Origin of the sequence: Streptomyces venezuelae, from assembly GCF_008642375.1 — a bacterium.
Lineage (GTDB): Bacteria > Actinomycetota > Actinomycetes > Streptomycetales > Streptomycetaceae > Streptomyces > Streptomyces venezuelae_G.
On the sequence record NZ_CP029194.1, the window covers coordinates 4,488,651 to 4,508,307 of the forward strand.

Sequence of the window (19,657 nt, forward strand, 5' to 3'; positions counted from 1 at the left end):
GCCGTCTTCTCCCGGAGGAATCACGGTATGACCGACCTCGCCATCGAGACCGAGGGCCTGGTCAAGGTCTTCGGTACCAACCGTGCCGTCGACGGCATCGACCTGCGCGTCCCCGCCGGAACCGTCTACGGCGTCCTCGGGCCCAACGGTGCGGGCAAGACCACCGCCGTCAAGGTTCTCGCCACGCTCCTGCGCCCCGACGGCGGCCGGGCCCGTGTCTTCGGCAAGGACGTCGTCAAGGAGGCCGACGCGGTGCGCGGCCGGGTCAGCCTCACCGGCCAGTACGCCTCCGTCGACGAGGACCTGACCGGCACCGAGAACCTGGTCCTGCTGGGCAGGCTCCTCGGCCACACCCGCCCCGACGCCCGGGAGCGCTCGGGGCAGCTGCTCGCCGCGTTCGGGCTCGCCGAGGCGGCGGACAAGCAGGTCAAGAACTACTCGGGCGGCATGCGGCGCCGTATCGACATCGCCGCGTCCATCCTCAACACCCCCGACCTGCTGTTCCTCGACGAACCGACGACCGGGCTCGACCCGCGCAGCCGCAACCAGGTCTGGGACATCGTCCGCGCGGTCGTGGCCCAGGGCACCACGGTCCTCCTCACCACCCAGTACCTGGACGAGGCGGACCAGCTGGCGTCCCGTATCGCCGTCATCGACCACGGCAAGGTGATCGCCGAGGGCACCAAGGGCGAGCTGAAGGCCTCCGTCGGCTCGGGTTCGGTGCACGTACGGCTCCGGGACCCCGGGCAGCGGCCGGAGGCCGAGCGGGTGCTGCGAAGCGCCCTGAAGGCCACCGTCCAGCTCGACGCGGACCCGGTCGCGCTCACCGCCACCGTAGACGGCCACGGGACGGACCTGGGCGCCGCCGAGCAGGCGGCCCGCGCCCTGGCCGAGCTGTCACGGGCCGGGATCACGGTCGACAACTTCGCCCTGGGGCAGCCGAGCCTCGACGAGGTCTTCCTGGCCCTCACCGACCGGAAGGGAACGACGGCATGACCACCGTCACCACCGGCAAGGACCCGCAGACGACCGACGCCCTCGACTTCGTCGCCCCGAAGGCGGACGAACTCGCGGCGCTGTTCACGGGCCGGTCCCGGCCGCCGCGGCCCAGCGCGCTCTCCGCGTCGCTGACGTTCGGCTGGCGGGCGATGCTCAAGATCAAGCACGTGCCGGAGCAGCTGTTCGACGTGACGGCCTTCCCGATCATGATGGTGCTGATGTACACGTACCTCTTCGGGGGTGCGCTGGCCGGCTCGGTCGACGAGTACATCCAGTTCCTGCTGCCGGGCATCCTCGTGATGAGCGTCGTGATGATCACGATGTACACGGGCGTCTCGGTCAACACCGACATCGAGAAGGGCGTCTTCGACCGCTTCCGGACCCTGCCGATCTGGCGGCCCGCGCCGATGGTCGGCTACCTCCTCGGCGACGTCGTCCGCTATCTGATCGCCTCGGCGGTCATGCTCACGGTCGGTGTGATCATCGGCTACCGCCCGGACGGCGGCATCGTCGGCATCCTGCTCGGCGTCGCGCTGCTGCTGGTCTTCTCGTTCGCGTTCTCGTGGATCTGGACGATGTTCGGCCTGCTGCTGCGCAGCGAGAAGTCCGTCATGGGCGTCTCGATGATGGTGATCTTCCCGCTCACCTTCCTCTCGAACGTCTTCGTCGACCCGAGGACGATGCCGGGCTGGCTCCAGGCCTTCGTGAACAACAACCCGGTGACCCATCTCGCGAGCGCGGTCCGCGAGCTGATGGCGGGCCACTGGCCGGGCGCCGACATCGCCTGGACGCTGGGCTGGTCGGCGTTCTTCGTCCTGGTCTTCGGCTGGGTCACGATGCGGCTGTACAACCGCAAGTAGGGGGCGGGTACCGGCCGGTTGCCGCGACGGCCGCTCTCACGGAGATCGAGGCGTTGCTCCCGGTGCCCGACCGGCCCGGCGACCTGCTCAACGCCCTGGAGGACGGCGTCCGACGCGCGGACACGGCGGTCGGGGCGGCGGCGCCCGGCTCGGGGACGACCCTGACGGCGGGGGTGTGGACGGGCGACCGGCTCGCGCTCGCCCATGTCGGGGACGGGCGGGCGTACCTGCTGCGGGACGGGGAGCTCGTACGGCTGACCCGGGACCACACGGTCGTCCAGGCACGGGTGGAGGCCGGCGAGCTCGATCCGGCGGAGGCGGCGGCTCACGCGGTGGTGCCGGAGGCGGAGATCCGCAGCGCGCTCGTGGCGGGTTCAGGGCCCGGCGACACGGTCCGCGTGCTCGCCGCGCTGGCGGAAGAGCGGGGTGGCCCGGACGACGTGTCGTGCGTGGTGGCGGACGTGGTGCCCGCGCGCTCCTGAGCGGGGCCGGGTCACTGCCCGCGGGGCTTGGTCTGCTGGACGGCCCAGCGGTTGCCGTCGGGGTCGGCGAAGTAGACGAAGGAGCCCCAGGGCTGGTCGTCGATCGGGCTGACCTCGATGCCGCGGGCGGTGAGGTCGGCGTGGGCCTCCTCGATGTCGGTGACGACGACCTGCATGTTGTCGAGGGAGCCCGGGGCCATCTCCGTGATGCCCTTGCCGAAGGCGATCGAGCAGGCCGAGCCGGGCGGGGTCATCTGGACGAAGCGGATGGTGTCGCTGACGGGGACGTCGTGGTCGGCGTGGAAGCCGACCTGCTCGTAGAAGGCCTTGGCACGGTCGACGTCGCTGACGGGGACGCCGATCAGTTCCAGCTTGATGTCCATGAGGGCATCATGCGCTCGTCCGGCGCCCCGCGCTCATCGACCCGCGACGCGATGGGGGAACGTCCATGCGGGTGGTCACCGTGCGTACGGCGGTCAATCCAGGCGCAGGTCGGCCAACTGCTTCTCGAAGGGGACGATCTCGTCCTCGTCCGTCCCCCGGGACGGCCGGGCCGCGACCGTGTCGGCGAACTCGTTCCCGGCCCGGGTGATCCGGGACGGCAGCCCTTCCGTGTACGCGTCGCCGCCCGTGCCCCAGTCCTCCGAGGCCGCGTAGACGGCGGTGGGGACGGTGAGGGCCCGCAGGTAGGCGAAGAGCGGCCGCAGGGCGTGGTCGAGGACGAGCGAGTGGCGGGCGGTGCCGCCGGTCGCCCCGATGAGGACGGGGGTGCCGCTCAGCGCCGACGGGTCGATCAGGTCGAAGAACGACTTGAACAGGCCGCTGTAGGAAGCCGTGAAGACCGGAGTGACCGCGATGACGCCGTCCGCGCCCGTGACCGTGTCGATCGCCTCCTGGAGCGCGGCCGACGGGAAGCCCGTCACGAAGTTCTTCGCGATGTCGACGGCCAGGTCGCGCAGTTCGACGACCTGGACGTCGACCGCGTACTCCTGCTCGGCGAGCCGGTAGCGGGCGGCCTGGAGCAGCCGGTCGGCGAGCAGCCGGGTGGAGGAGGGTGCGCTGAGTCCGGCGGACACGGCGACCAGCTTCAACGTCTGCATGGCGTCAGATCTCCTGCTTCTTCTGTACGGACGGGTGGAGCGGGGCCGTCTCCGGTACGCCGGCCGGGCGCAGGCTCGCGAACTCCTTGCGCAGCACCGGGACGACCTCCTCGCCGAGGATGTCGAGCTGCTCCAGGACCGTCTTGAGGGGCAGTCCGGCGTGGTCGACGAGGAACAGCTGGCGCTGGTAGTCGCCCACGTAGTCGCGGAAGGACAGGGTGCGCTCGATGACCTCCTGCGGCGAGCCGACGGTCAGCGGGGTCTCCCGGGAGAACTCCTCCAGGGACGGGCCGTGGCCGTAGACGGGCGCGTTGTCGAAGTACGGACGGAACTCCCGTACCGCGTCCTGGGAGTTCTTGCGCATGAAGATCTGGCCGCCGAGACCGACGATCGCCTGCTCGGGGGTGCCGTGGCCGTAGTGCGCGTACCGCTGCCGGTAGAGCCGGACCATCTTCTCGGTGTGCTGCTTGGGCCAGAAGATGTGGTTCGCGAAGAAGCCGTCGCCGTAGTAGGCGGCCTGCTCGGCGATCTCCGGGGAGCGGATGGAGCCGTGCCAGACGAAGGGCGGGACGCCGTCGAGCGGGCGCGGGGTGGACGTGAAGCCCTGGAGGGCCGTGCGGAACTTGCCCTCCCAGTCGACGACGTCCTCCCTCCACAGCTTGTGGAGGAGCGCGTAGTTCTCGATGGCGAGCGGGATGCCCTGGCGGATGTCCTGCCCGAACCACGGGTAGACCGGCCCGGTGTTGCCCCGCCCCATCATCAGGTCCACCCGGCCCTCGGCGAGGTGCTGGAGGGTCGCGTAGTCCTCGGCGATCTTCACCGGGTCGTTCGTGGTGATGAGGGTCGTGGAGGTGGAGAGGATCAGGTTCTCGGTGCGGCCGGCGATGTGCCCGAGGAGGGTGGTGGGGGAGGAGGGGACGAAGGGAGGGTTGTGGTGCTCGCCCGTGGCGAAGACGTCGAGACCGACCTCCTCGGCCTTGAGCGCGATGGCGACGGTGTCCTTGATCCGCTCGTGTTCGGTGGGGGTGCGGCCGGTGGTGGGGTCGGCCGTCACGTCGCCGACGGTGAAGATCCCGAACTGCATCGTGCTCACCTCTCGCGTTCCTGATCTGTCTCGATGTGTCTCGATGTGTTAGTTGAACCTTAAACCATCCTGTCCAACGGTGCCACCGTCCGAGGTATTCCGGCCCGCCCCTGCCCGTACCCTGGAGCACATGGCCGAGGAGAAGACGTACGACAACGAGCGCTGGAAGGAGCGGGGCGTCATGCTCCGCGTCTTCGTCTACGTCTTCGCGACCCACGCCTTCGCCGGCTTCGTCTGGCTCCTCTTCTACGTCGGGCAGAACGCCCAGAAGTGACCCGGTGGCGACCCGGAAGTGACCCAGCGGTAGCCCTCCCGGGGGCTCACGTAGAGTCGCCGACGTGAACGCTGCGATATCGGTCGTCGGAATCGGCGCGGACGGCTGGGACGGGCTCCCCGAGAGCTCCCGACGCGTCCTGCGCACCGCCGAGGTGCTGATCGGCGCCCCGCGCCAGCTCGGCCTCCTCTCCGCCGACGAGTGCCCCGGCGAGCGGATCGCCTGGCCCTCCCCCCTCCGGCCCGCCGTGCCCGGGCTGCTCGCCGCCCACGAGGGGCGCGCGGTCGCCGTCCTCGCCAGCGGCGACCCGTCCTTCTACGGCATCGCCCGCACGCTCGCGGAGACCGCCGGGGCCGACCGCCTGCGCGTCCACCCGCACCCCTCCTCCGTCTCGTACGCCTGCGCCCGCCTCGGCTGGCCCCTGGAGGCCGTCGAGACCGTCTCCCTCGTCGCCAGGCCGCTCGCCGCGCTCTCCGCCGCCCTCCACCCCGGCCGCCGGCTCCTCGTCCTCGGCGAGGGCCCCGGCACCCCCGCCGAGGTCGCCGCCCACCTCCGTACGACCGGCTGGGGCGGCACCCGCGTCCGCGTCCTCGAACAGCTCGGCGGGCCCGCCGAGCGGCTCCTCGACGCGACCGCCGCCGACTGGCCGTACGAGCGGACCGATGCCCTCCACGTCCTCGCCCTCGACTGCGTACGCGACCCGGGCACGCTGCGGCTCGGCGCCGCGCCCGGCCTCCCGGACGAGGCCTACGAGCACGACGGGCAGCTCACCAAGCGGTACGTCCGCGCCGCCACCCTCGCCGCGCTCGCCCCCGCCCCGGGCGAACTCCTCTGGGACATCGGCGGCGGCTCCGGCTCCATCGGCATCGAATGGATGCGGACCCACCGCGACTGCCGGGCCGTCGCCGTGGAGAAGTCCCCGGAGCGGGCCGCCCGCATCACCCGCAACGCCGACGCCCTCGGCGTCCCCGCCCTCCGCGTCGTCACGGGCCCGGCCCCGGCCTCCCTCGCCGGGCTCCCGACACCCCACGCGATCTTCATCGGCGGCGGCCTCACCGCCCCCGGCCTCCTCGACGCCTGCTGGGACGCGCTCCCCGCCGGCGGCCGGCTCGTCGCCAACACCGTGACGCTGGAGTCCGAGGCGCTGCTCGCCGACCGCTACCGCCGCCACGGCGGCGAACTGATCCGGCTCGCGGTCTCCGCCGCCGTCCCCGTCGGCGGCTTCACCGGCTGGCGCCAGGCGATGCCCGTCACCCAGTGGTCCGTCACCAAGTCAGGAGAACGAGCATGACCGTCTACTTCATCGGCGCGGGCCCGGGCGCGGCCGACCTGATCACCGTGCGCGGCGCCCGGACCCTCGCGAAGTGCGGGGTCTGCCTCTACGCCGGCTCCCTCGTCCCCACCGAGCTGCTCGCCGAGTGCCCGCCGGACGCGACGCTGATCGACACGGCCCAGCTCGACCTGGACCGGATCGTCGCCGAGATCGCCGCCGCCCACGAGGCCGGCCAGGACGTGGCCCGCCTCCACTCCGGCGACCCGTCGGTCTTCAGCGCGGTGGCGGAGCAGATGCGGCGGCTCGACGCGCTGGACATCCCGTACGAGGTCGTGCCGGGCGTTCCGGCGTTCGCGGCGGCGGCGGCCGCGCTCAAGCGGGAACTGACCGTGCCGACCGTCGGCCAGACGGTCATCCTCACCCGGATCGCCCAGCAGGCCACCCCGATGCCCGAGGGCGAGGACCTCGCGACGCTCGGCCGCAGCGGCGCCCTGCTCGTCCTCCACCTGGGCGCCCGCTACGTCGACCGGATCGTCTCCGAGCTGGTCCCCCACTACGGCGCGGACTGCCCGGCCGCCGTCGTCGCGATGGCCAGCCGCCCGGACGAGCTCGTCCTGCGGGGCACCCTCGACGACATCGCGGACCAGGTGAAGACGGCGGGGATCACGAAGACGGCCGTCATCATCGTGGGCCGCACGCTCGCGGCCTCGGAGTTCCGCGACAGCCACCTGTACGACCCGGCGCGGGAGCGGCACGTCTGCTGAGCCGTCCGCGTCACACGACATGCGGCGGGGCCCCGGGGGAGTCCGATCCCCGGGGCCCCGCCGCATGTCGTGCTGTGCTCAGGCGTTCGGCCGCTTGCCGTGGTTCGCCTTCTTCTTCTTGCGGGCCCGCTTCTTGTTGCCGCGCTTCGCCATGGGGATGCCTCCCTTTCGGTGGGGGTTCCTGCGCTGTCGAGCCTAGGTTCGGGGCCGGGGGCCCGCATGTCGGTGCCACGGTCTTGAATGGACCCGTGACCGTCTACGACGTCGCCCGGGCGCTGCCGGGCATCGAGGAACTGCGCGACCACAGCCGAGGGCTCGCGATGCTGGAGGCCGTGCTCTGCCCGGAGTGGGAGAGCCGGTACTACTCCTTCGACGCGCACTGGTCGGAGAGCGAGCAGCTGGCGTCGATGAAGGACGGCCAGGGCGACGAGTACACGATCGTCCTCTCGCCGGCGGGGGCGTTCGTCCGCGTCTTCGCGCACGAGTCGATGCTGAGCCCGTTCGGGGAGCTCGCGGACGGGCAGACCTGGCCCGGGGTGCTCGACGGCGTCCCGGAGGCCTTCCGGGAGTACCTGACGGAGCCCGCCTTCACGGACGAGGACGGGGTGCACGTGACCACCGCCTGCCTGTGGCGCGAGACCGCGGACGGCACCTGGCACACCGGCCGGGTCGAGTTCCCCGACGCGGGCGACGACCGCGACGACCCGGACGGCTCCGGCCGCCTGCTCCACCTGCTCGTGGACCGCTCGGCGGAGGCGTACGCGGAGTTCGCCTCGGACTACTACGAGACCGAGGTCGACCTGGAGGCCGTACGGCACGTCCTGGCGCTGCGCCCGCTGACGGCGGAGGTCGTGGCGGCCCTCAACCCGGGCGTGACGCTCGCCGCCCTGGCCGAGGACGTCGCGGAGACCGGCTACCCGGCCTGAGCCGCGGCCGGCCACTCCGGCGCCAGCACCGACATCACCGTCGCGTCCACCCGCTCGCCCTCCCAGAGCAGGGCGCCCCGCAGGACGCCCTCCGCCGTGAAGCCGGCCTTCTCGTAGGCGCGGCGGGCGCGGGCGTTGAAGGCGTACACCTCCAGGTGGATGCGGTAGAGGCCGAGCGCCTTGAAGCCGTGGCCGACGATCAGGCGGGTCGCCTCCGTGCCGAGGCCCCGGCCGACCGCGTCCGGGACGAAGACGATGCGGAAGGAGCAGCTCTCGTTCTGCTCGTCCCACTCGTTGAGCACGACCTCGCCGACGACCCGGCCCGTCGCCCGCTCGACGACGGCGAGGTCGAGCCGGTCGTCCTGGGCGCCCCGGGAGCCGTACCACTTGCGCAGCGCCGGTTCGTCGAAGCGCGTGTGGTTCCCGGTCAGCCGGGAGATCTCCGCGTCGTCGAAGAGCGGCAGCAGCGCGGGTACGTCGTCCTCGGTGAGGGGACGGAGGATCACCAGGTCACCGGTGAGGGTGGGCTTGTGCGAGAAGACGGTCATCCCCGGATTCTCGGTGGCGGTACGCGGCCCTGTCGCGGCGATTTACGTGCTGCCCGCGCCGTTACGTGCTCCCTGCGCCGCCCGCGCCGCCTGCCGAGGGGCCGCGTGCCTCCGACCGCCCCACGACCGTGCCCGCGCGGTCGATGCAGATCACGTCGACCGCGACCGGCGCGCCGCGCAGCACCGCGAGGGCCTCGTCGCGGGCGCGGGCGGCGACGAGGTCGCCCAGGGGGACGTCGGCGGCCTCGCAGAGGCGGAGGGCGGCGAGGCCCGTGTTCGCGGCGGCGATCTCCTCCGCGAGGGCCTCGGACGCGCCTCCCGTGCGGGCCAGGTCCGCGAGGAAGCCCTTGTCGACCTGGGAGCGGGCCGAGTGCAGGTCGAGATGGCCCGCGGCCAGCTTGGAGAGCTTGGCGAAGCCGCCGCAGACCGTCAGCCGGTCCACGGGGTGGCGGCGGATGTACTTGAGGACCGCACCGGCGAAGTCGCCCATGTCGAGGAGGGCGATCTCCGGCAGGTCGTAGATCTCCCCGACCGTCCGCTCGGAGGTGGAGCCCGTGCACCCGGCGACGTGCGTGAGGCCGCCCGCGCGGGCCACGTCCACGCCGCGGCGGATGGAGTCGATCCAGGCCGAGCAGGAGTACGGGACGACGACACCGGTCGTGCCGAGGATCGACAGGCCGCCGAGGATGCCGATCCGGGGGTTCCAGGTGGAGCGGGCGATCTCGGCGCCGTTGTCGACGGAGACGGTGATCTCGACGTCGCCGGGGGCGCCGTGCGCGGCGGCGACCGCCGCGACGTGCTCCCGCATGAGCTTCCGGGGCACGGGGTTGATCGCCGGCTCGCCGACCTCCAGCGGGAGGCCCGGGAGGGTGACCGTGCCGACGCCGTCGCCGGCGCGGAAGACGACGCCGGAGCCGGGCGGCAGGAGCCGTACCGTCGAGCGGATCACGGCGCCGTGGGTGACGTCGGGGTCGTCGCCGGCGTCCTTGACCACGGCGGCCATGGCGGTGGCGCCCTCCAGCGACTCGGCCGTCAGCGCGAACGCCGGGGTCTGCCCCTTCGGCAGCGTGATCGTCACGGGGTCCGGGAAGTCGCCGGTGAGGAGCGCGGTGTACGCGGCGGTCGTCGCCGCCGTCGCGCAGGCACCGGTCGTCCACCCGGGGCGCAGACCGGTGTGCTTGAGTTGGGCCTCGCGCCCGCCGCCCGACGTCACGAAGAGGCTCCTGTGCACATACTCATTCTCGGCGGGACCACCGAGGCCCGCGCGCTCGCGGGTCTGCTCCACGGGACGGTCCGCGTGACCAGCTCCCTCGCGGGGCGGGTGGCGAGCCCCCGGCTGCCGGCCGGCGAGGTCCGGATCGGCGGCTTCGGCGGGGCGGAGGGGCTCGCGGAGTGGCTGCGGGAGCACGCCGTGGACGCGGTCATCGACGCCACCCATCCTTTCGCCGAGCGGATCAGCTTCAACGCGGCCGGGGCGGCCGCCACCGCCCATGTTCCCCTGCTGGCCCTGCGCCGCCCCGGCTGGGTCCCGGTGGACGGCGACCGCTGGGTGTCCGTGCCGTCCCTCGACGCGGCGGCCGGAGCCCTGGACGGCCTCGGCGGCCGGGTCTTCCTGACGACGGGCCGCCTGGGCCTCGCCACCTTCGCGGACCGCCCGGAGTGGTTCCTGGTCCGCTCGGTCGACGCCCCCGACGCGCCGATGCCGGCCCGCACCGAACTCCTCCTGGCCCGGGGCCCGTTCACGCTGGACGACGAACGCGAGCTCCTCGCCCGCCACCGGATCGACGTCCTGGTGACGAAGGACAGCGGCGCCGCGGCGACCGCCCCGAAACTGACCGCGGCCCGCGAGGCGGGTATCCCGGTCGTGGTGGTCCACCGCCCCCCGGTCCCGGAGGGCGTCCCGGTGGCGGTGACCCCGGAGGAGGCCGCCGCCTGGGCGCTGCGGGGTTAGCCGGCCTCGGGAGTGCCGAGTTCGGTGACCTCGACCCAGTTCATGGCCGGGTCCATCGCGCCCATCTCGTTGTTCCACGTGTCCACCGCGACCACGCCGTAGAGCACGTTCTCGCCGTCGGGCGTGCTTTCGTGGAGGTAGGACGAGTCCTCGGGGCCGAGATACTCGCCCAGCTTGTAGGCGATCCACCCCGTCTCGCCCTCGCCGTTGTCGTACCACTCGGCCTTGTAGACCCGGTAGTACTTGACGTCCGGCTCGGGGCTCGGTGTCCACTCCAGGAACACACCGTCCTCGCGCGGGGTCGCCTTCAGGCCGGTGACCGGCGCCGGGGCGACGCGGTCGCCGGACGTCGTGAACGAGGCCGCCGCTGCGGCGGAGGCGTTGCCCGCGCGGTCCACGGCCCTGACCGTGAAGTGGTACGTCGTGCCGTAGTCGCCCCAGGGGTGGACGTACCGCGTGTCGGTGACCGTGTCGGCGAGGACGCCGTCGACGTAGACGCGGTACGCGGCCACGTCCGTCGCGGAGGGCGCGGTCCAGGTGAGGACGGCGTCCCCGGTGTAGTCCGGGACGGCCTTCAGCCCGGTCGGCGCGCCCGGAGCCGTACGGTCCACGGACGTGATCGGCAGGTCGACGGTGCCGACGGACTCGTTGCCCGCCTTGTCCACGGCGCGGATCTCGTAGGCGTACGCCTGGCCGGTCGGCGGGGGGCTGTTGGTGAAGGTGGTCGTGGTGAGCGGGGTCGTCGTGCCGCCGACGCGGGACCAGGACGTGGTGCCGGTGAGGCGCCGGTAGACGCGGTAACCGGCGAGGTCCATCTCCTTGTTGGCCGTCCAGCGCGCGGTGACCTTGTTGAGGGTCTTGTCGTACGCGACCGTGAAGCCGGCCGGTGCGAGCGGCCGCACCTTGTCGACCGTCGCCGAAGTGCGGGGCGTGTAGGCGAACTTGACGTTCGCCGCGCCCGTCCAGGTCGCGTAGTGCACGACGATCGTGTGGCGGCCGGACGGGACGGTCAGGTCGAGCGTCTTCTTCTGGGTGGTGGCGTTGTTCTTCCAGAGGTCGATCTTGCGGACGCCGTCGAGGCTGACGCGGACGCCGTCCTGCGCTTCCGCGGTGAACGTGAAGGGGCCGCCGGAGCCGAAGTCGCGGGTGAGGGTCCAGCGGACGCCGAAGTTGTCCTTGGGCAGCGTGGTGACGGCCGGGTCGCCGAGGCCGTAGTTCTCGGCGATGACGCTGTCGCAGGTGGTCAGCTTGGGCGTGCCCGTGAGGGTGGTGTTGGCGTAGTAGTCCGCCTTCCACAGAGGGGACGCGCAGGTGACGGCCGCTGCGGCCGGGGTGGCGGTCAGGAGGCCGCCGGATGCGACGAGGGCGGCCGTGGTGACCAGCGCGCTCAGTCGGGTACGAGTGATCACGAAGTGTGGGGCCCTTTCCGGACCTGCGGGGAACGCGGGAAACACGGGGGTAAGACGATGCGTGGGGGGAAGGGCGGTGCGGGTGGGGCCGGTGTTCCGCCGGAGGCGCACTCTACCGGCGGGTCCCTTCCGCGCGACAGGGGATTCGGCCCGGCGTTCAATGGAGGGGTGAGTACGGTCCGCTGGCTGGTCACAGCGGGGCTCGTGGCGCTCCTGGGCGCCGCTCCGAGCCCCTCGCCCACCCCTGACCCGCCGCCTCCGCAACCGCCTCCCGTGCTCGACCGGGCGGACGTGGACCGGGCGGTCGGCAGGCTCGACGCCACCGTGGCCGAGCTGATGAAGCGGACCGGAGTGCCGGGGGTGTCCGTCGCCGTCGTGTACGAGGACAAGGTCGTCCACCTCAAGGGGTACGGGGTGCGCGAGGTCGGCAAGGACGCCCGGATCGACGCCGACACCGTCTTCCAGCTGGCCTCCGTCTCCAAGCCGATCGCCTCGACCGTCGTCGCCGGGGCCGTCGGTGTCGAGGGATGGCAGCGGGCCGTCTCCCCCGAACTGCCCGAGTTCCGGCTGAAGGACCCGTGGGTGAGCTCCCATGCGACCGTCGCCGACCTGTTCTCGCACCGCAGCGGCCTGCCCGACCACGCGGGCGACCTCCTGGAGGACCTCGGCTACGACCAGGCGTACATCCTCTCCCACCTGCGGTACGAGCCCCTCGCTCCGTTCCGCGCGAGCTACGCGTACACCAACTTCGGTCTGACGGCGGCCGCCGAGGCCGTCGCCGCCGAGAAGAACGTGCCGTGGGAGAAGCTCGCCGAGGACACCCTCTACAAGCCCGCCGGGATGAACGACACCAGCTCCCGCTTCGAGGACTTCGCCTCCAACCCCGACCGGGCCCACGGCCACGTCGAGATGCCCGACGGGACCTGGAAGCCGCGGTACGTCCGCGACCCCGACGCCCAGTCACCGGCCGGCGGCGTCAGCTCCTCCGCCCGCGACATGGCGGTCTGGCTGCGGCTCCAGCTGGCGAACGGCGAGCTCGACGGCCGCCGGATCATCGCCGAGGACGCCCTGACCCTCACCCACCACCCCGAGGCCGTCGCCTCCCCGCCCCGCGCCCCGGCCGGCCGCACCGGCTTCTACGGCCTCGGCTGGAACGTGTCGTACGACGACGAGGGCCGGCTGCGCCTCTCGCACACCGGCGCGTTCGCGCTCGGCGCGCACACCAACGTCACGATGCTGCCGGGCGAGCAGCTCGGGATCGTCGTCCTCACCAACGGGGCGCCGGCCGGTGTCGCGGACACCGTCGCCCTCGACTTCTTCGACGTCGCGCAGACCGGCGAGCCCAGCCGGGACTGGCTGCCGCTCGTCGACGCGCTCTACGAACAGGAGGCGGACGCCGGGAAGTCCACGACGGACTTCGCGAAGCCGCCCGCCGACCCCGCCCCCGCGAAGGCCGCCGGCGCCTACACCGGCACGTACGCCAACGACTACTACGGCAGGCTGACGGTGGCCGAGGAGGACGGCGGCCTGGTCCTGCGGCTGGGGCCGGAACCCCAGACGTACCGGCTCACGCACTACGACGGCGACACGTTCAGCTTCCCGACGCGCGGGGAGAACGCCGTCGGCCCGACCGCCGTCACGTTCTCCCCGGACGGGAAGACCGTCCGCGTCGAGTACCTGGACCAGGAGGGCCTCGGCACCTTCACCCGCGACTGACCCCAAGAGACGGCGGTTCGGGTGCAGTTGCGAACGTTTTCACCGCACTGCCCCATGCGGTGAGCGGGCAGATCACAGTTTCGTCTTTGCTCTTGATCACGGCCGGGTGGGGTCGGCTAGTCTCGCCCGGGTATCGGAAGCACGGCGTGCGCATCGGGGGACACACGTGGGTTGGGATCTCAACGTCTCGGCGGGGGAACTGCGGGCTTCGGCTGGCGCCGCGGACGCTCTGGCGGTGGACCTGCAGGAGCCGCTGCGCAAGGCGGGCGCCGATCTGGCGTCGGCCGCCGCGGCCTTCGGGCCGTGGAGCGTGGGCCCGCGCATGTCGCAGACGGGCGAGGGCTGGGGCACGGCCCTGGAGACCCTGCGGGGCAGGCTCTCCGAGCACGCCCAGGGCATGCGTCATCTCGCCGACGGGCGCGACGTCATGGAGCAGGACGTCATCTCCTGCTTCCAGGGCTGGTGACGGCGCAGTGACGGAGCACTTCGCCCAGTTGATGAAGCAGGACTTCGCGGACCTGGACAGCGCCGTGGGCTCGTGGAAGAAGCTCGCCGACGCCCTGACGAACACGCAGACGGGCAGCGGCAGGCGGGTGACAGGACCGCTGCACCGGGCGGGCTGGACGGGCGTCAGCGCCTCGTACGGCTTCGACGCCATGGAGGCCACGGAGAGCAAGCTCGGGACGGGCCGCACCAACGCCCAGCTGATCGCCACCACCCTGGACACCCTCAACACGAAGATGCAGGCGGCCCAGCGCAAGCTGCGCGCCGCCGTCGCCGACGCGGAGGCGGCGGGCCACACCGTCCGCGACGACGGCTGGGTCGAGCCCAAGCAGGCCGTGGACCCGAAGTACCACAACGACCCGGACTACGCGGACATCCAGCGCGACGCCAACTCCGGCCTCGGCGGCTTCCGCGCCCGCATCGACGCGGCCGTGGCGGAGGCCGAGGCCGCGAGCAACGAGGGCGCCGAAGTGCTGCGCCAGATCGATCCCTTCGACCTCGACAAGCGCTACGGCGGCGCCCACGCCCAGGAGGACGCGGCCCGGGTCGCCGCCTTCGCGGGCATCGACAAGAAGGACATCCCCGACGGTACGGACCCGCAGCGCTCGGCCGACTGGTGGAAGGGCCTGGACGAGGAGGACAAGCGCCTCTACCTGGCGGCGTACCCGGAGCAGATCGGCGGGCTCGACGGTCTGCCCACGACCACTCGTGACGGGGCCAACCGGACCGTGCTCGACATGCGCCTCAACGACTACGCGCAGCGCGAGGGCGATCTCGGCTACCACGACCGCTCCAGCTACCGCGGCCTGCAGGCGATGAAGGACCGGCTGGACGCGTCGGACTCGGCCCCGGAACACAAGCGGCTCCACCTGCTGGGCTTCAGCACGGAGGGGGACGGCAGGGCGATCGTCGCGGTCGGCAACCCGGACAAGGCGGCGCACACGGCGGTGTCGGTGCCGGGGACGGACAACCAGCTCGACAACTTCACCGACTCGATCGACCGGGCGGAGAAGCTGCAGGACTCGGCCGGTGCGTGGAGCGAGGGCGGCAGCGAGGACGTCGCCGTCATCGCCTGGCTCGACTACGACGCCCCCGAGCTGGACGCCAGCGTCGCCACGCCGGCCCGGGCCGAGAACGACGCCGAGACCCTCCGGGACTTCACGCACGGACTGCGCGTCTCGCACGAGGGCGAGCGGTCCCATATGACGGTCATCGGACACAGCTACGGCTCCACCATGGTGGGCACGGCCGATTCCGGCGGTCGGGGACTGGACACCGACGACATGATCGTCGTCGGAAGTCCGGGCATGAACGTGGACCGAGCCGACCAGCTCCACGTCTCACCCTCGCGGCTCTGGGTCGGGATCGGCTCCGACGACGGGGTCGTCGACTGGGCCGCCGACAAGACCCTCGGTCCCAACCCGGCGGATTCCGGCTTCGGAGCCGAGCACATGTACGTCGACACCAGCGAGCACAGCGACTACTGGGACGATGGCAGCCAGAGCCTGGACAACCAGGGGCGCATCATCGCCGGTCTGCCGCCGAACAACACGCCCCGCTCGTGACGGGAAGGAGTCCCGGATCCATGTCCGCGTTCCGGAGGGCGTCGCTCGCCCTCGTACCGATGCTGGTCCTCGCGCTGGGAGGCTGTGTGTCCGACGACACGACGAAGAACGGAAAGAACGATCCGCTGCCCCGGATGAGCCAGGAGAAGGCCGAGGCATGGGCCAAGCACTGGACCGAGTCCATGGCACGGACCGCGAAGGCCGAGATCGTGCCGTCGACCCAGCAGGCGAGCTTCGGCAACTGCCTCGGCAAGGGGGGCGAGTCGCCCGACGACGGCCGCTTCACGCTCGCGTACAACGCGAAGGCCAAGCTGCCCAAGGCGGAGCACGCCAAGGGCATCCAGGCGATCACCGCCGAGCTCAAGGCGCAGGGCTTCCGGATCGTCGGGTCACGCTCCGACACCTCGGCTGAGCGCGGCGGCCACCTCGTGCAGGCCGAGCATCCGAAGGACCGTCACTACGTGAGCGCGGGGGATGTGTCCGACGAGCTGATCACGCTCATCGTCCGCACCCCCTGCCTCCTGCCGCCCGGCGCCGAGCAGCAGGAGTTCTGACGTCGTTGCCGTCTCCTGGGCGTCAGCCGTAGCGGCGCGGCGTCCAGGTGATCGTCCGGCCGTCGCCCCGCTCGGCCACGCGGGTCTGCGAGGAGCCGACGAGGAGCAGGGTGCGCATGTCGACCTCGGAGGGCTCCAGGGTCTTGAGGGTCACCACCCGCACCGACTGCTCGGGGCCGCCCACGTCACGGGCGACCACCACCGGCGTCTCCGGGGACCGGAGCTCCAGGAGGAGGTCACGGGCCGCGGCGACCTGGTGCGTACGGGACTTGGAGCCCGGGTTGTAGAGGGCGATGACCAGGTCGGCGCCGGCGGCGGCGCGCAGCCGGGCCTCGATGACGTCCCAGGGCTTGAGGCGGTCCGAGAGGGAGATCGTGGCGTAGTCGTGGCCGAGAGGGGCGCCCGCGGCGGCGGCGGCCGCGTTGGCGGCGGTCACGCCGGGGAGGACCCGTACGGGCACGTCCGCGTACTCCGGTTCGCAGGCGACCTCCAGGACGGCGGTGGCCATGGCGAAGACCCCCGGGTCGCCGCCGGAGACGACCGCGACCTTCCGGCCGCGCCGGGCCAGGTCGAGGGCGAACTCGGCGCGCTCCGACTCGACCTTGTTGTCGGAGCCGTGCCGGATCTGCCCCGGGCGCAGCTCGGGCACCCGGTCCAGGTAGGTGGTGTAGCCGACGAGGACGTCTGCGTTGACGAGCGCGCCGCGCGACTCGGGCGTCAGCCAGGGCGCGCCGGCCGGTCCGGTGCCGACGACGACGACCTCGCCCCGCTCCCGTACGGGGGGCTCCTGGTCGATCCGGGAGGGCAGGACGGCGACGGAGAAGTACGGGACCGACTCGGGATCGATCTCGGACAGGGTGCCCGTCCGCTCGCCCGCCATGAACGCCCGCTCCACGTACCGGGCGTCGTCGAGGCGGCCGGCCCGGTCCAGGGCGCGCTTCACGGTGGGGAAGGTGCGGCCGAGCTTCATGACGACCGCCGAGTCGGTGCCCGCGAGGCGGGCCGTCAGCTCGTCCTCCGGCAGGGTGCCGGGGATGATCGTGAGGACCTCCTCCGCCTCGCACAGCGGCTCGCCGAGCCGGGCGGCGGCAGCGCTCACCGAGGTGACGCCGGGGATGACGGTCGTGTCGTAGCGGTCCGCGAGCCGCTTGTGCATGTGCTGGTACGAGCCGTAGAAGAGCGGGTCGCCCTCGGCGAGGACGGCGACCGTGCGGCCGGCGTCGAGGTGGGCGGCGAGGCGGGCCGCGGCCTCCTCGTAGAAGTCGTTCAACGCGCCCCGGTAGCCGCCGGGGTGGTCCGTGGTCTCGACGGTGAGCGGGTACATCAGCCGCTCCTCGACGTGGTCCTCGCGGATGTGCTCGGCGGCGATGGAGCGCGCGATCGAGCGGCCGTGGCGGGCCGAGTGGTAGGCGACGACGTCGGCGGCGGCGATGGCCTTGACCGCCGCGACCGTCATGAGGTCCGGGTCGCCGGGGCCGAGCCCGACGCCGTACAGCCTGCCGGTCGTCTTCGGGGTGCTCATGCCTGGATCTCCGCTTCGTGAGCGATCGCGTTGATCGCGGCGGCCGTCATGGCGCTGCCGCCGCGCCGGCCCCGTACGACCAGGTAGTCGAGGCCGAGGGCGTTCTCGGCGAGCGCGTCCTTGGACTCGGCGGCGCCGATGAAGCCGACCGGTATGCCGAGGACGGCGGCGGGCCGCGGGGCGCCCTTCGCGATCATCTCCAGGAGGTGGAAGAGGGCGGTGGGGGCGTTGCCGATGGCGACGACGGAGCCTTCGAGGCGGTCCCGCCACAGTTCGAGCGCGGCGGCGGAGCGGGTGGTGCCGAGCTCGGCGGCGAGGCCCGGGACGGCCGGGTCGGAGAGCGCGCAGAGCACCTCGTTGTCGGCGGGCAGCCGCTTGCGGGTGACGCCGCTGGCGACCATCTGCGCGTCGCAGAGGATCGGGGCGCCGGCGCGCAGGGCCTCGCGGGCGTTCGCGACGACCTGGGGGGAGTACGCGATGTCCTGGACGAGGTCGGTCATGCCGCAGGCGTGGATCATCCGGACCGCCACCTGGGCGACGTCGGCGGGCAGGCCCGCGAGGTCCGCCTCGGCGCGGATCGTGGCAAAGGACCGGCGGTAGATCTCCGCCCCGTCCTTCTCGTAGTCGAACATCCTGGTGCTCTCGCTCATCTCGTCGTGCGGGCCGTGGTCACTGCGTCGGGCAGGGCGGTACGGGGGGTGGGGGCGCCGTCCACCAGATAGGCGCCGTCGGCGGTGGCGACGACGTCGACCCAGGTGCCGTGCGGGTGCCCGCAGCGGCGCTCGCACCCGGAGTAGTGGACGGGGAGGCCCCGTGCGGAACCCGGGGCCGCGTCCGCGCGGACGTCCGCGAGGGACTTCGCGCAGCCCGGGCGCCCGGTGCAGGCGCTGACGCCGGCCCAGGGGGAGTCGGGGCGGGTGATCAGTCCGTGGGAGCCGAGGGCGGCGAGCCGGTCCTCGGACGGCCCCGCTCCGGCGACGACCACGCCGCGCCACGGCGTCAGCCGCACCTCGTCGGCGGGCAGCAGGGCGCGCAGCTGGGCGGCGGTGAGGCGGCCGAGGGGCGCGAGGACATGGAGGGAGGCGGCGCCGAGGGGCCCGGGGGCGAGGGGCGGCGCGTGCACGAGCAGCGACTGCGCCGCCGGTACGGGCTCCGCCGAGATGCCCGCGCGATCGAGAGCGCCGGCCACGTCCGGGGCGCACCCCTCGGGCAGCTCCCGCACCCGCCAGGCGCCGTTTCCGGCCGCGCGGGCGGCGTCGAGGAAGGCACCGGCGGCGGCGAGCGCGGCGCGGGGCGCGTCGGCACCGGCGACCCGCCAGGCCCGCCCACCGACGTACAGGCGGGCGGCGCCGGGCCCGGCTGGGGCGCCTGGAGCCGGTGCGACCAAGGTCACATCGCCGCCCAGGCCCGCCACGTCGGCGCGCCCGTCGTCGAGGACGAAGAGGAAACGGCCGGAAAGCGCCGCCGCCCAGGGCTCGGCGCAGAGCAGGGCGTCGAGCTCCCGGGCCCACAACTGGACCTCGGGGCCGCCGAGTCCGTCGAGGCCGGCGGCCGGGGAGGCCACGATGTTGCGGACGCGCTCGTGGGTGGGGGAGGGCAGCAGGCCCGCCGCCGTGAGCAGCGCGGCCAGCTCCGCCCCGCACTCCTCCGCGAGGCCGCGCAGCTCAGCGTTCCCCCGGGAGGTGAGGCTGATCCGCCCGTCGCCGAGGGTCTCCGCCGCGACCGCCAGCGTCTCGACCTGATGGGCCGTCAAGCGCCCTGCGGGCAGCCGCAGTCGGGCCAGCCGGCCGTCGTCGGCGGCGTGCAGGCGCAGCGCCCCGGGGCAGGCGTCGCCACGGTCCCGAATGCGAGCTTCGTCCCGCGGCGGCGTCGAGGGTGGGGTGGGCGGCATGGCGGCGAGCATACCCACGGGGAACCGGGCCGCCACCGAGTGTGATCCGGCCGACTCCACGGCCCGCCCCGCCCCGCCGACGCCACGATCTAGGATGCAGATCGGCATGGGGTCCCAGGACCCCGGGGAGGAAGCCCGGTGAGAATCCGGCGCGGTCCCGCCACTGTGAGCCCGTACCGGCGACGGTACGGGTGAGTCAGGAACTCCCGCCGTCCATACGACCACCCGGGGCGCG

Annotated in this window: 22 protein-coding genes and 1 riboswitch; of the genes, 12 read left to right on the forward strand and 10 right to left on the reverse strand. The window is 72.8% G+C overall.

Annotated elements, in window-relative coordinates:
• Nucleotides 1-27 precede the first annotated feature (27 nt).
• From DEJ46_RS20520 to DEJ46_RS20530, 3 genes are all read left to right on the forward strand, one after another.
• Nucleotides 28-996 (forward strand): ATP-binding cassette domain-containing protein, encoded by a 969-nt coding sequence (locus DEJ46_RS20520; protein WP_150268467.1) that lies wholly within the window; start codon nt 28-30, stop codon nt 994-996.
• Nucleotides 993-1,859: an ABC transporter permease gene (locus DEJ46_RS20525; protein WP_150268470.1), complete on the forward strand. Its 867-nt coding sequence runs from the start codon at nt 993-995 to the stop codon at nt 1,857-1,859. Before DEJ46_RS20520 ends, DEJ46_RS20525 begins: the two co-directional genes overlap by 4 nt.
• A gap of 62 nt (nt 1,860-1,921) precedes the next feature.
• Complete coding sequence (locus DEJ46_RS20530; RefSeq protein WP_223834852.1) at nt 1,922-2,341, forward strand: PP2C family protein-serine/threonine phosphatase; 420 nt, start codon at nt 1,922-1,924, stop codon at nt 2,339-2,341.
• An 11-nt stretch (nt 2,342-2,352) separates the two neighbouring features.
• Here DEJ46_RS20530 and DEJ46_RS20535 read toward each other — a convergent pair whose 3' ends face one another.
• The 3 genes from DEJ46_RS20535 to DEJ46_RS20545 all read right to left on the reverse strand — a co-directional run bounded on the left by DEJ46_RS20535 (nt 2,353) and on the right by DEJ46_RS20545 (nt 4,525).
• A complete protein-coding gene (locus DEJ46_RS20535) occupies nt 2,353-2,724 on the reverse strand; it encodes a VOC family protein (RefSeq protein WP_150268472.1) in 372 nt (123 codons plus the stop codon).
• A 93-nt stretch (nt 2,725-2,817) separates the two neighbouring features.
• Nucleotides 2,818-3,441, reverse strand: a complete 624-nt coding sequence (locus DEJ46_RS20540) for an FMN reductase (protein WP_150268474.1) — start codon at nt 3,439-3,441, stop codon at nt 2,818-2,820.
• A 4-nt stretch (nt 3,442-3,445) separates the two neighbouring features.
• Entirely contained in the window at nt 3,446-4,525 is a 1,080-nt protein-coding gene (locus DEJ46_RS20545) for an LLM class flavin-dependent oxidoreductase (protein WP_150274602.1), read from the reverse strand.
• Between the two features lie 130 nt (nt 4,526-4,655).
• Here DEJ46_RS20545 and DEJ46_RS39210 point away from each other — a divergent pair, with 130 nt between their 5' ends.
• The 3 genes from DEJ46_RS39210 (at nt 4,656) to cobM (ending at nt 6,836) form a co-directional block, all read left to right on the forward strand.
• Nucleotides 4,656-4,799: a DUF6126 family protein gene (locus DEJ46_RS39210; RefSeq protein ID WP_189508452.1), complete on the forward strand. Its 144-nt coding sequence runs from the start codon at nt 4,656-4,658 to the stop codon at nt 4,797-4,799.
• A 64-nt stretch (nt 4,800-4,863) separates the two neighbouring features.
• Nucleotides 4,864-6,090, forward strand: coding sequence for a precorrin-6y C5,15-methyltransferase (decarboxylating) subunit CbiE (gene cbiE / locus DEJ46_RS20550; protein ID WP_150268476.1), 1,227 nt, complete (start codon nt 4,864-4,866; stop codon nt 6,088-6,090).
• Nucleotides 6,087-6,836: a precorrin-4 C(11)-methyltransferase gene (gene cobM / locus DEJ46_RS20555; RefSeq protein WP_150268478.1), complete on the forward strand. Its 750-nt coding sequence runs from the start codon at nt 6,087-6,089 to the stop codon at nt 6,834-6,836. Before cbiE ends, cobM begins: the two co-directional genes overlap by 4 nt.
• Nucleotides 6,837-6,914: 78 nt before the next feature.
• Here cobM and DEJ46_RS40920 read toward each other — a convergent pair whose 3' ends face one another.
• The gene (locus DEJ46_RS40920; protein WP_099895366.1) at nt 6,915-6,989 is read right to left on the reverse strand and encodes a 50S ribosomal protein bL37; all 75 of its coding nucleotides are present in this window, start codon (nt 6,987-6,989) and stop codon (nt 6,915-6,917) included.
• A gap of 95 nt (nt 6,990-7,084) precedes the next feature.
• Between DEJ46_RS40920 and DEJ46_RS20565 the strand changes: the two genes are divergently transcribed.
• Nucleotides 7,085-7,762, forward strand: coding sequence for a hypothetical protein (locus tag DEJ46_RS20565; protein WP_223834854.1), 678 nt, complete (start codon nt 7,085-7,087; stop codon nt 7,760-7,762).
• Here DEJ46_RS20565 and DEJ46_RS20570 read toward each other — a convergent pair.
• Both DEJ46_RS20570 and DEJ46_RS20575 read right to left on the reverse strand, forming a co-directional pair.
• Complete coding sequence (locus DEJ46_RS20570) at nt 7,750-8,310, reverse strand: GNAT family N-acetyltransferase (protein ID WP_150268482.1); 561 nt, start codon at nt 8,308-8,310, stop codon at nt 7,750-7,752. The genes DEJ46_RS20565 and DEJ46_RS20570 overlap by 13 nt on opposite strands.
• Before the next feature lie 61 nt (nt 8,311-8,371).
• Complete coding sequence (locus DEJ46_RS20575; RefSeq protein ID WP_150274604.1) at nt 8,372-9,523, reverse strand: cobalt-precorrin-5B (C(1))-methyltransferase; 1,152 nt, start codon at nt 9,521-9,523, stop codon at nt 8,372-8,374.
• 12 nt (nt 9,524-9,535) lie between these two features.
• Between DEJ46_RS20575 and DEJ46_RS20580 the strand changes: the two genes are divergently transcribed.
• On the forward strand, nt 9,536-10,261 hold the full coding sequence (locus DEJ46_RS20580; RefSeq protein ID WP_150268484.1) for a cobalt-precorrin-6A reductase: 726 nt from the start codon (nt 9,536-9,538) through the stop codon (nt 10,259-10,261).
• Here the strand turns inward: DEJ46_RS20580 and DEJ46_RS20585 are convergent.
• The gene (locus DEJ46_RS20585) at nt 10,258-11,670 is read right to left on the reverse strand and encodes a fibronectin type III domain-containing protein (protein WP_190622780.1); all 1,413 of its coding nucleotides are present in this window, start codon (nt 11,668-11,670) and stop codon (nt 10,258-10,260) included. The two genes, DEJ46_RS20580 and DEJ46_RS20585, sit on opposite strands and share 4 nt — an antisense overlap.
• A gap of 168 nt (nt 11,671-11,838) precedes the next feature.
• Here DEJ46_RS20585 and DEJ46_RS20590 point away from each other — a divergent pair, with 168 nt between their 5' ends.
• The 4 genes from DEJ46_RS20590 (at nt 11,839) to DEJ46_RS20605 (ending at nt 16,009) form a co-directional block, all read left to right on the forward strand.
• Nucleotides 11,839-13,386, forward strand: coding sequence for a serine hydrolase (locus DEJ46_RS20590; protein WP_150268489.1), 1,548 nt, complete (start codon nt 11,839-11,841; stop codon nt 13,384-13,386).
• A 235-nt stretch (nt 13,387-13,621) separates the two neighbouring features.
• Nucleotides 13,622-13,852 carry a hypothetical protein gene (locus tag DEJ46_RS20595; RefSeq protein ID WP_223834856.1) on the forward strand — a complete coding sequence of 77 codons (231 nt, stop codon included), beginning with the start codon at nt 13,622-13,624 and terminating at the stop codon, nt 13,850-13,852.
• A gap of 7 nt (nt 13,853-13,859) precedes the next feature.
• Nucleotides 13,860-15,455, forward strand: a complete 1,596-nt coding sequence (locus tag DEJ46_RS20600; RefSeq protein ID WP_223834858.1) for an alpha/beta hydrolase — start codon at nt 13,860-13,862, stop codon at nt 15,453-15,455.
• A gap of 20 nt (nt 15,456-15,475) precedes the next feature.
• On the forward strand, nt 15,476-16,009 hold the full coding sequence (locus DEJ46_RS20605; RefSeq protein WP_150268493.1) for a hypothetical protein: 534 nt from the start codon (nt 15,476-15,478) through the stop codon (nt 16,007-16,009).
• Nucleotides 16,010-16,031: 22 nt separating this feature from the next.
• On the opposite strand, the gene cobJ is transcribed toward DEJ46_RS20605, so the two are convergent.
• Genes cobJ through DEJ46_RS20620 form a run of 3 tightly spaced genes read right to left on the reverse strand, consistent with a single transcriptional unit; the run spans nt 16,032 to nt 19,434 of the window.
• Complete coding sequence (cobJ, locus tag DEJ46_RS20610; RefSeq protein WP_150268495.1) at nt 16,032-17,531, reverse strand: precorrin-3B C(17)-methyltransferase; 1,500 nt, start codon at nt 17,529-17,531, stop codon at nt 16,032-16,034.
• Entirely contained in the window at nt 17,528-18,181 is a 654-nt protein-coding gene (locus DEJ46_RS20615) for a precorrin-8X methylmutase (protein WP_150268497.1), read from the reverse strand. Before DEJ46_RS20615 ends, cobJ begins: the two co-directional genes overlap by 4 nt.
• On the reverse strand, nt 18,178-19,434 hold the full coding sequence (locus DEJ46_RS20620) for a cobalamin biosynthesis protein CobG (RefSeq protein ID WP_150274608.1): 1,257 nt from the start codon (nt 19,432-19,434) through the stop codon (nt 18,178-18,180). The genes DEJ46_RS20615 and DEJ46_RS20620 overlap by 4 nt, the downstream gene beginning before the upstream one ends.
• A gap of 79 nt (nt 19,435-19,513) precedes the next feature.
• Nucleotides 19,514-19,647, forward strand: a riboswitch (cobalamin riboswitch).
• Nucleotides 19,648-19,657: the final 10 nt, after the last annotated feature.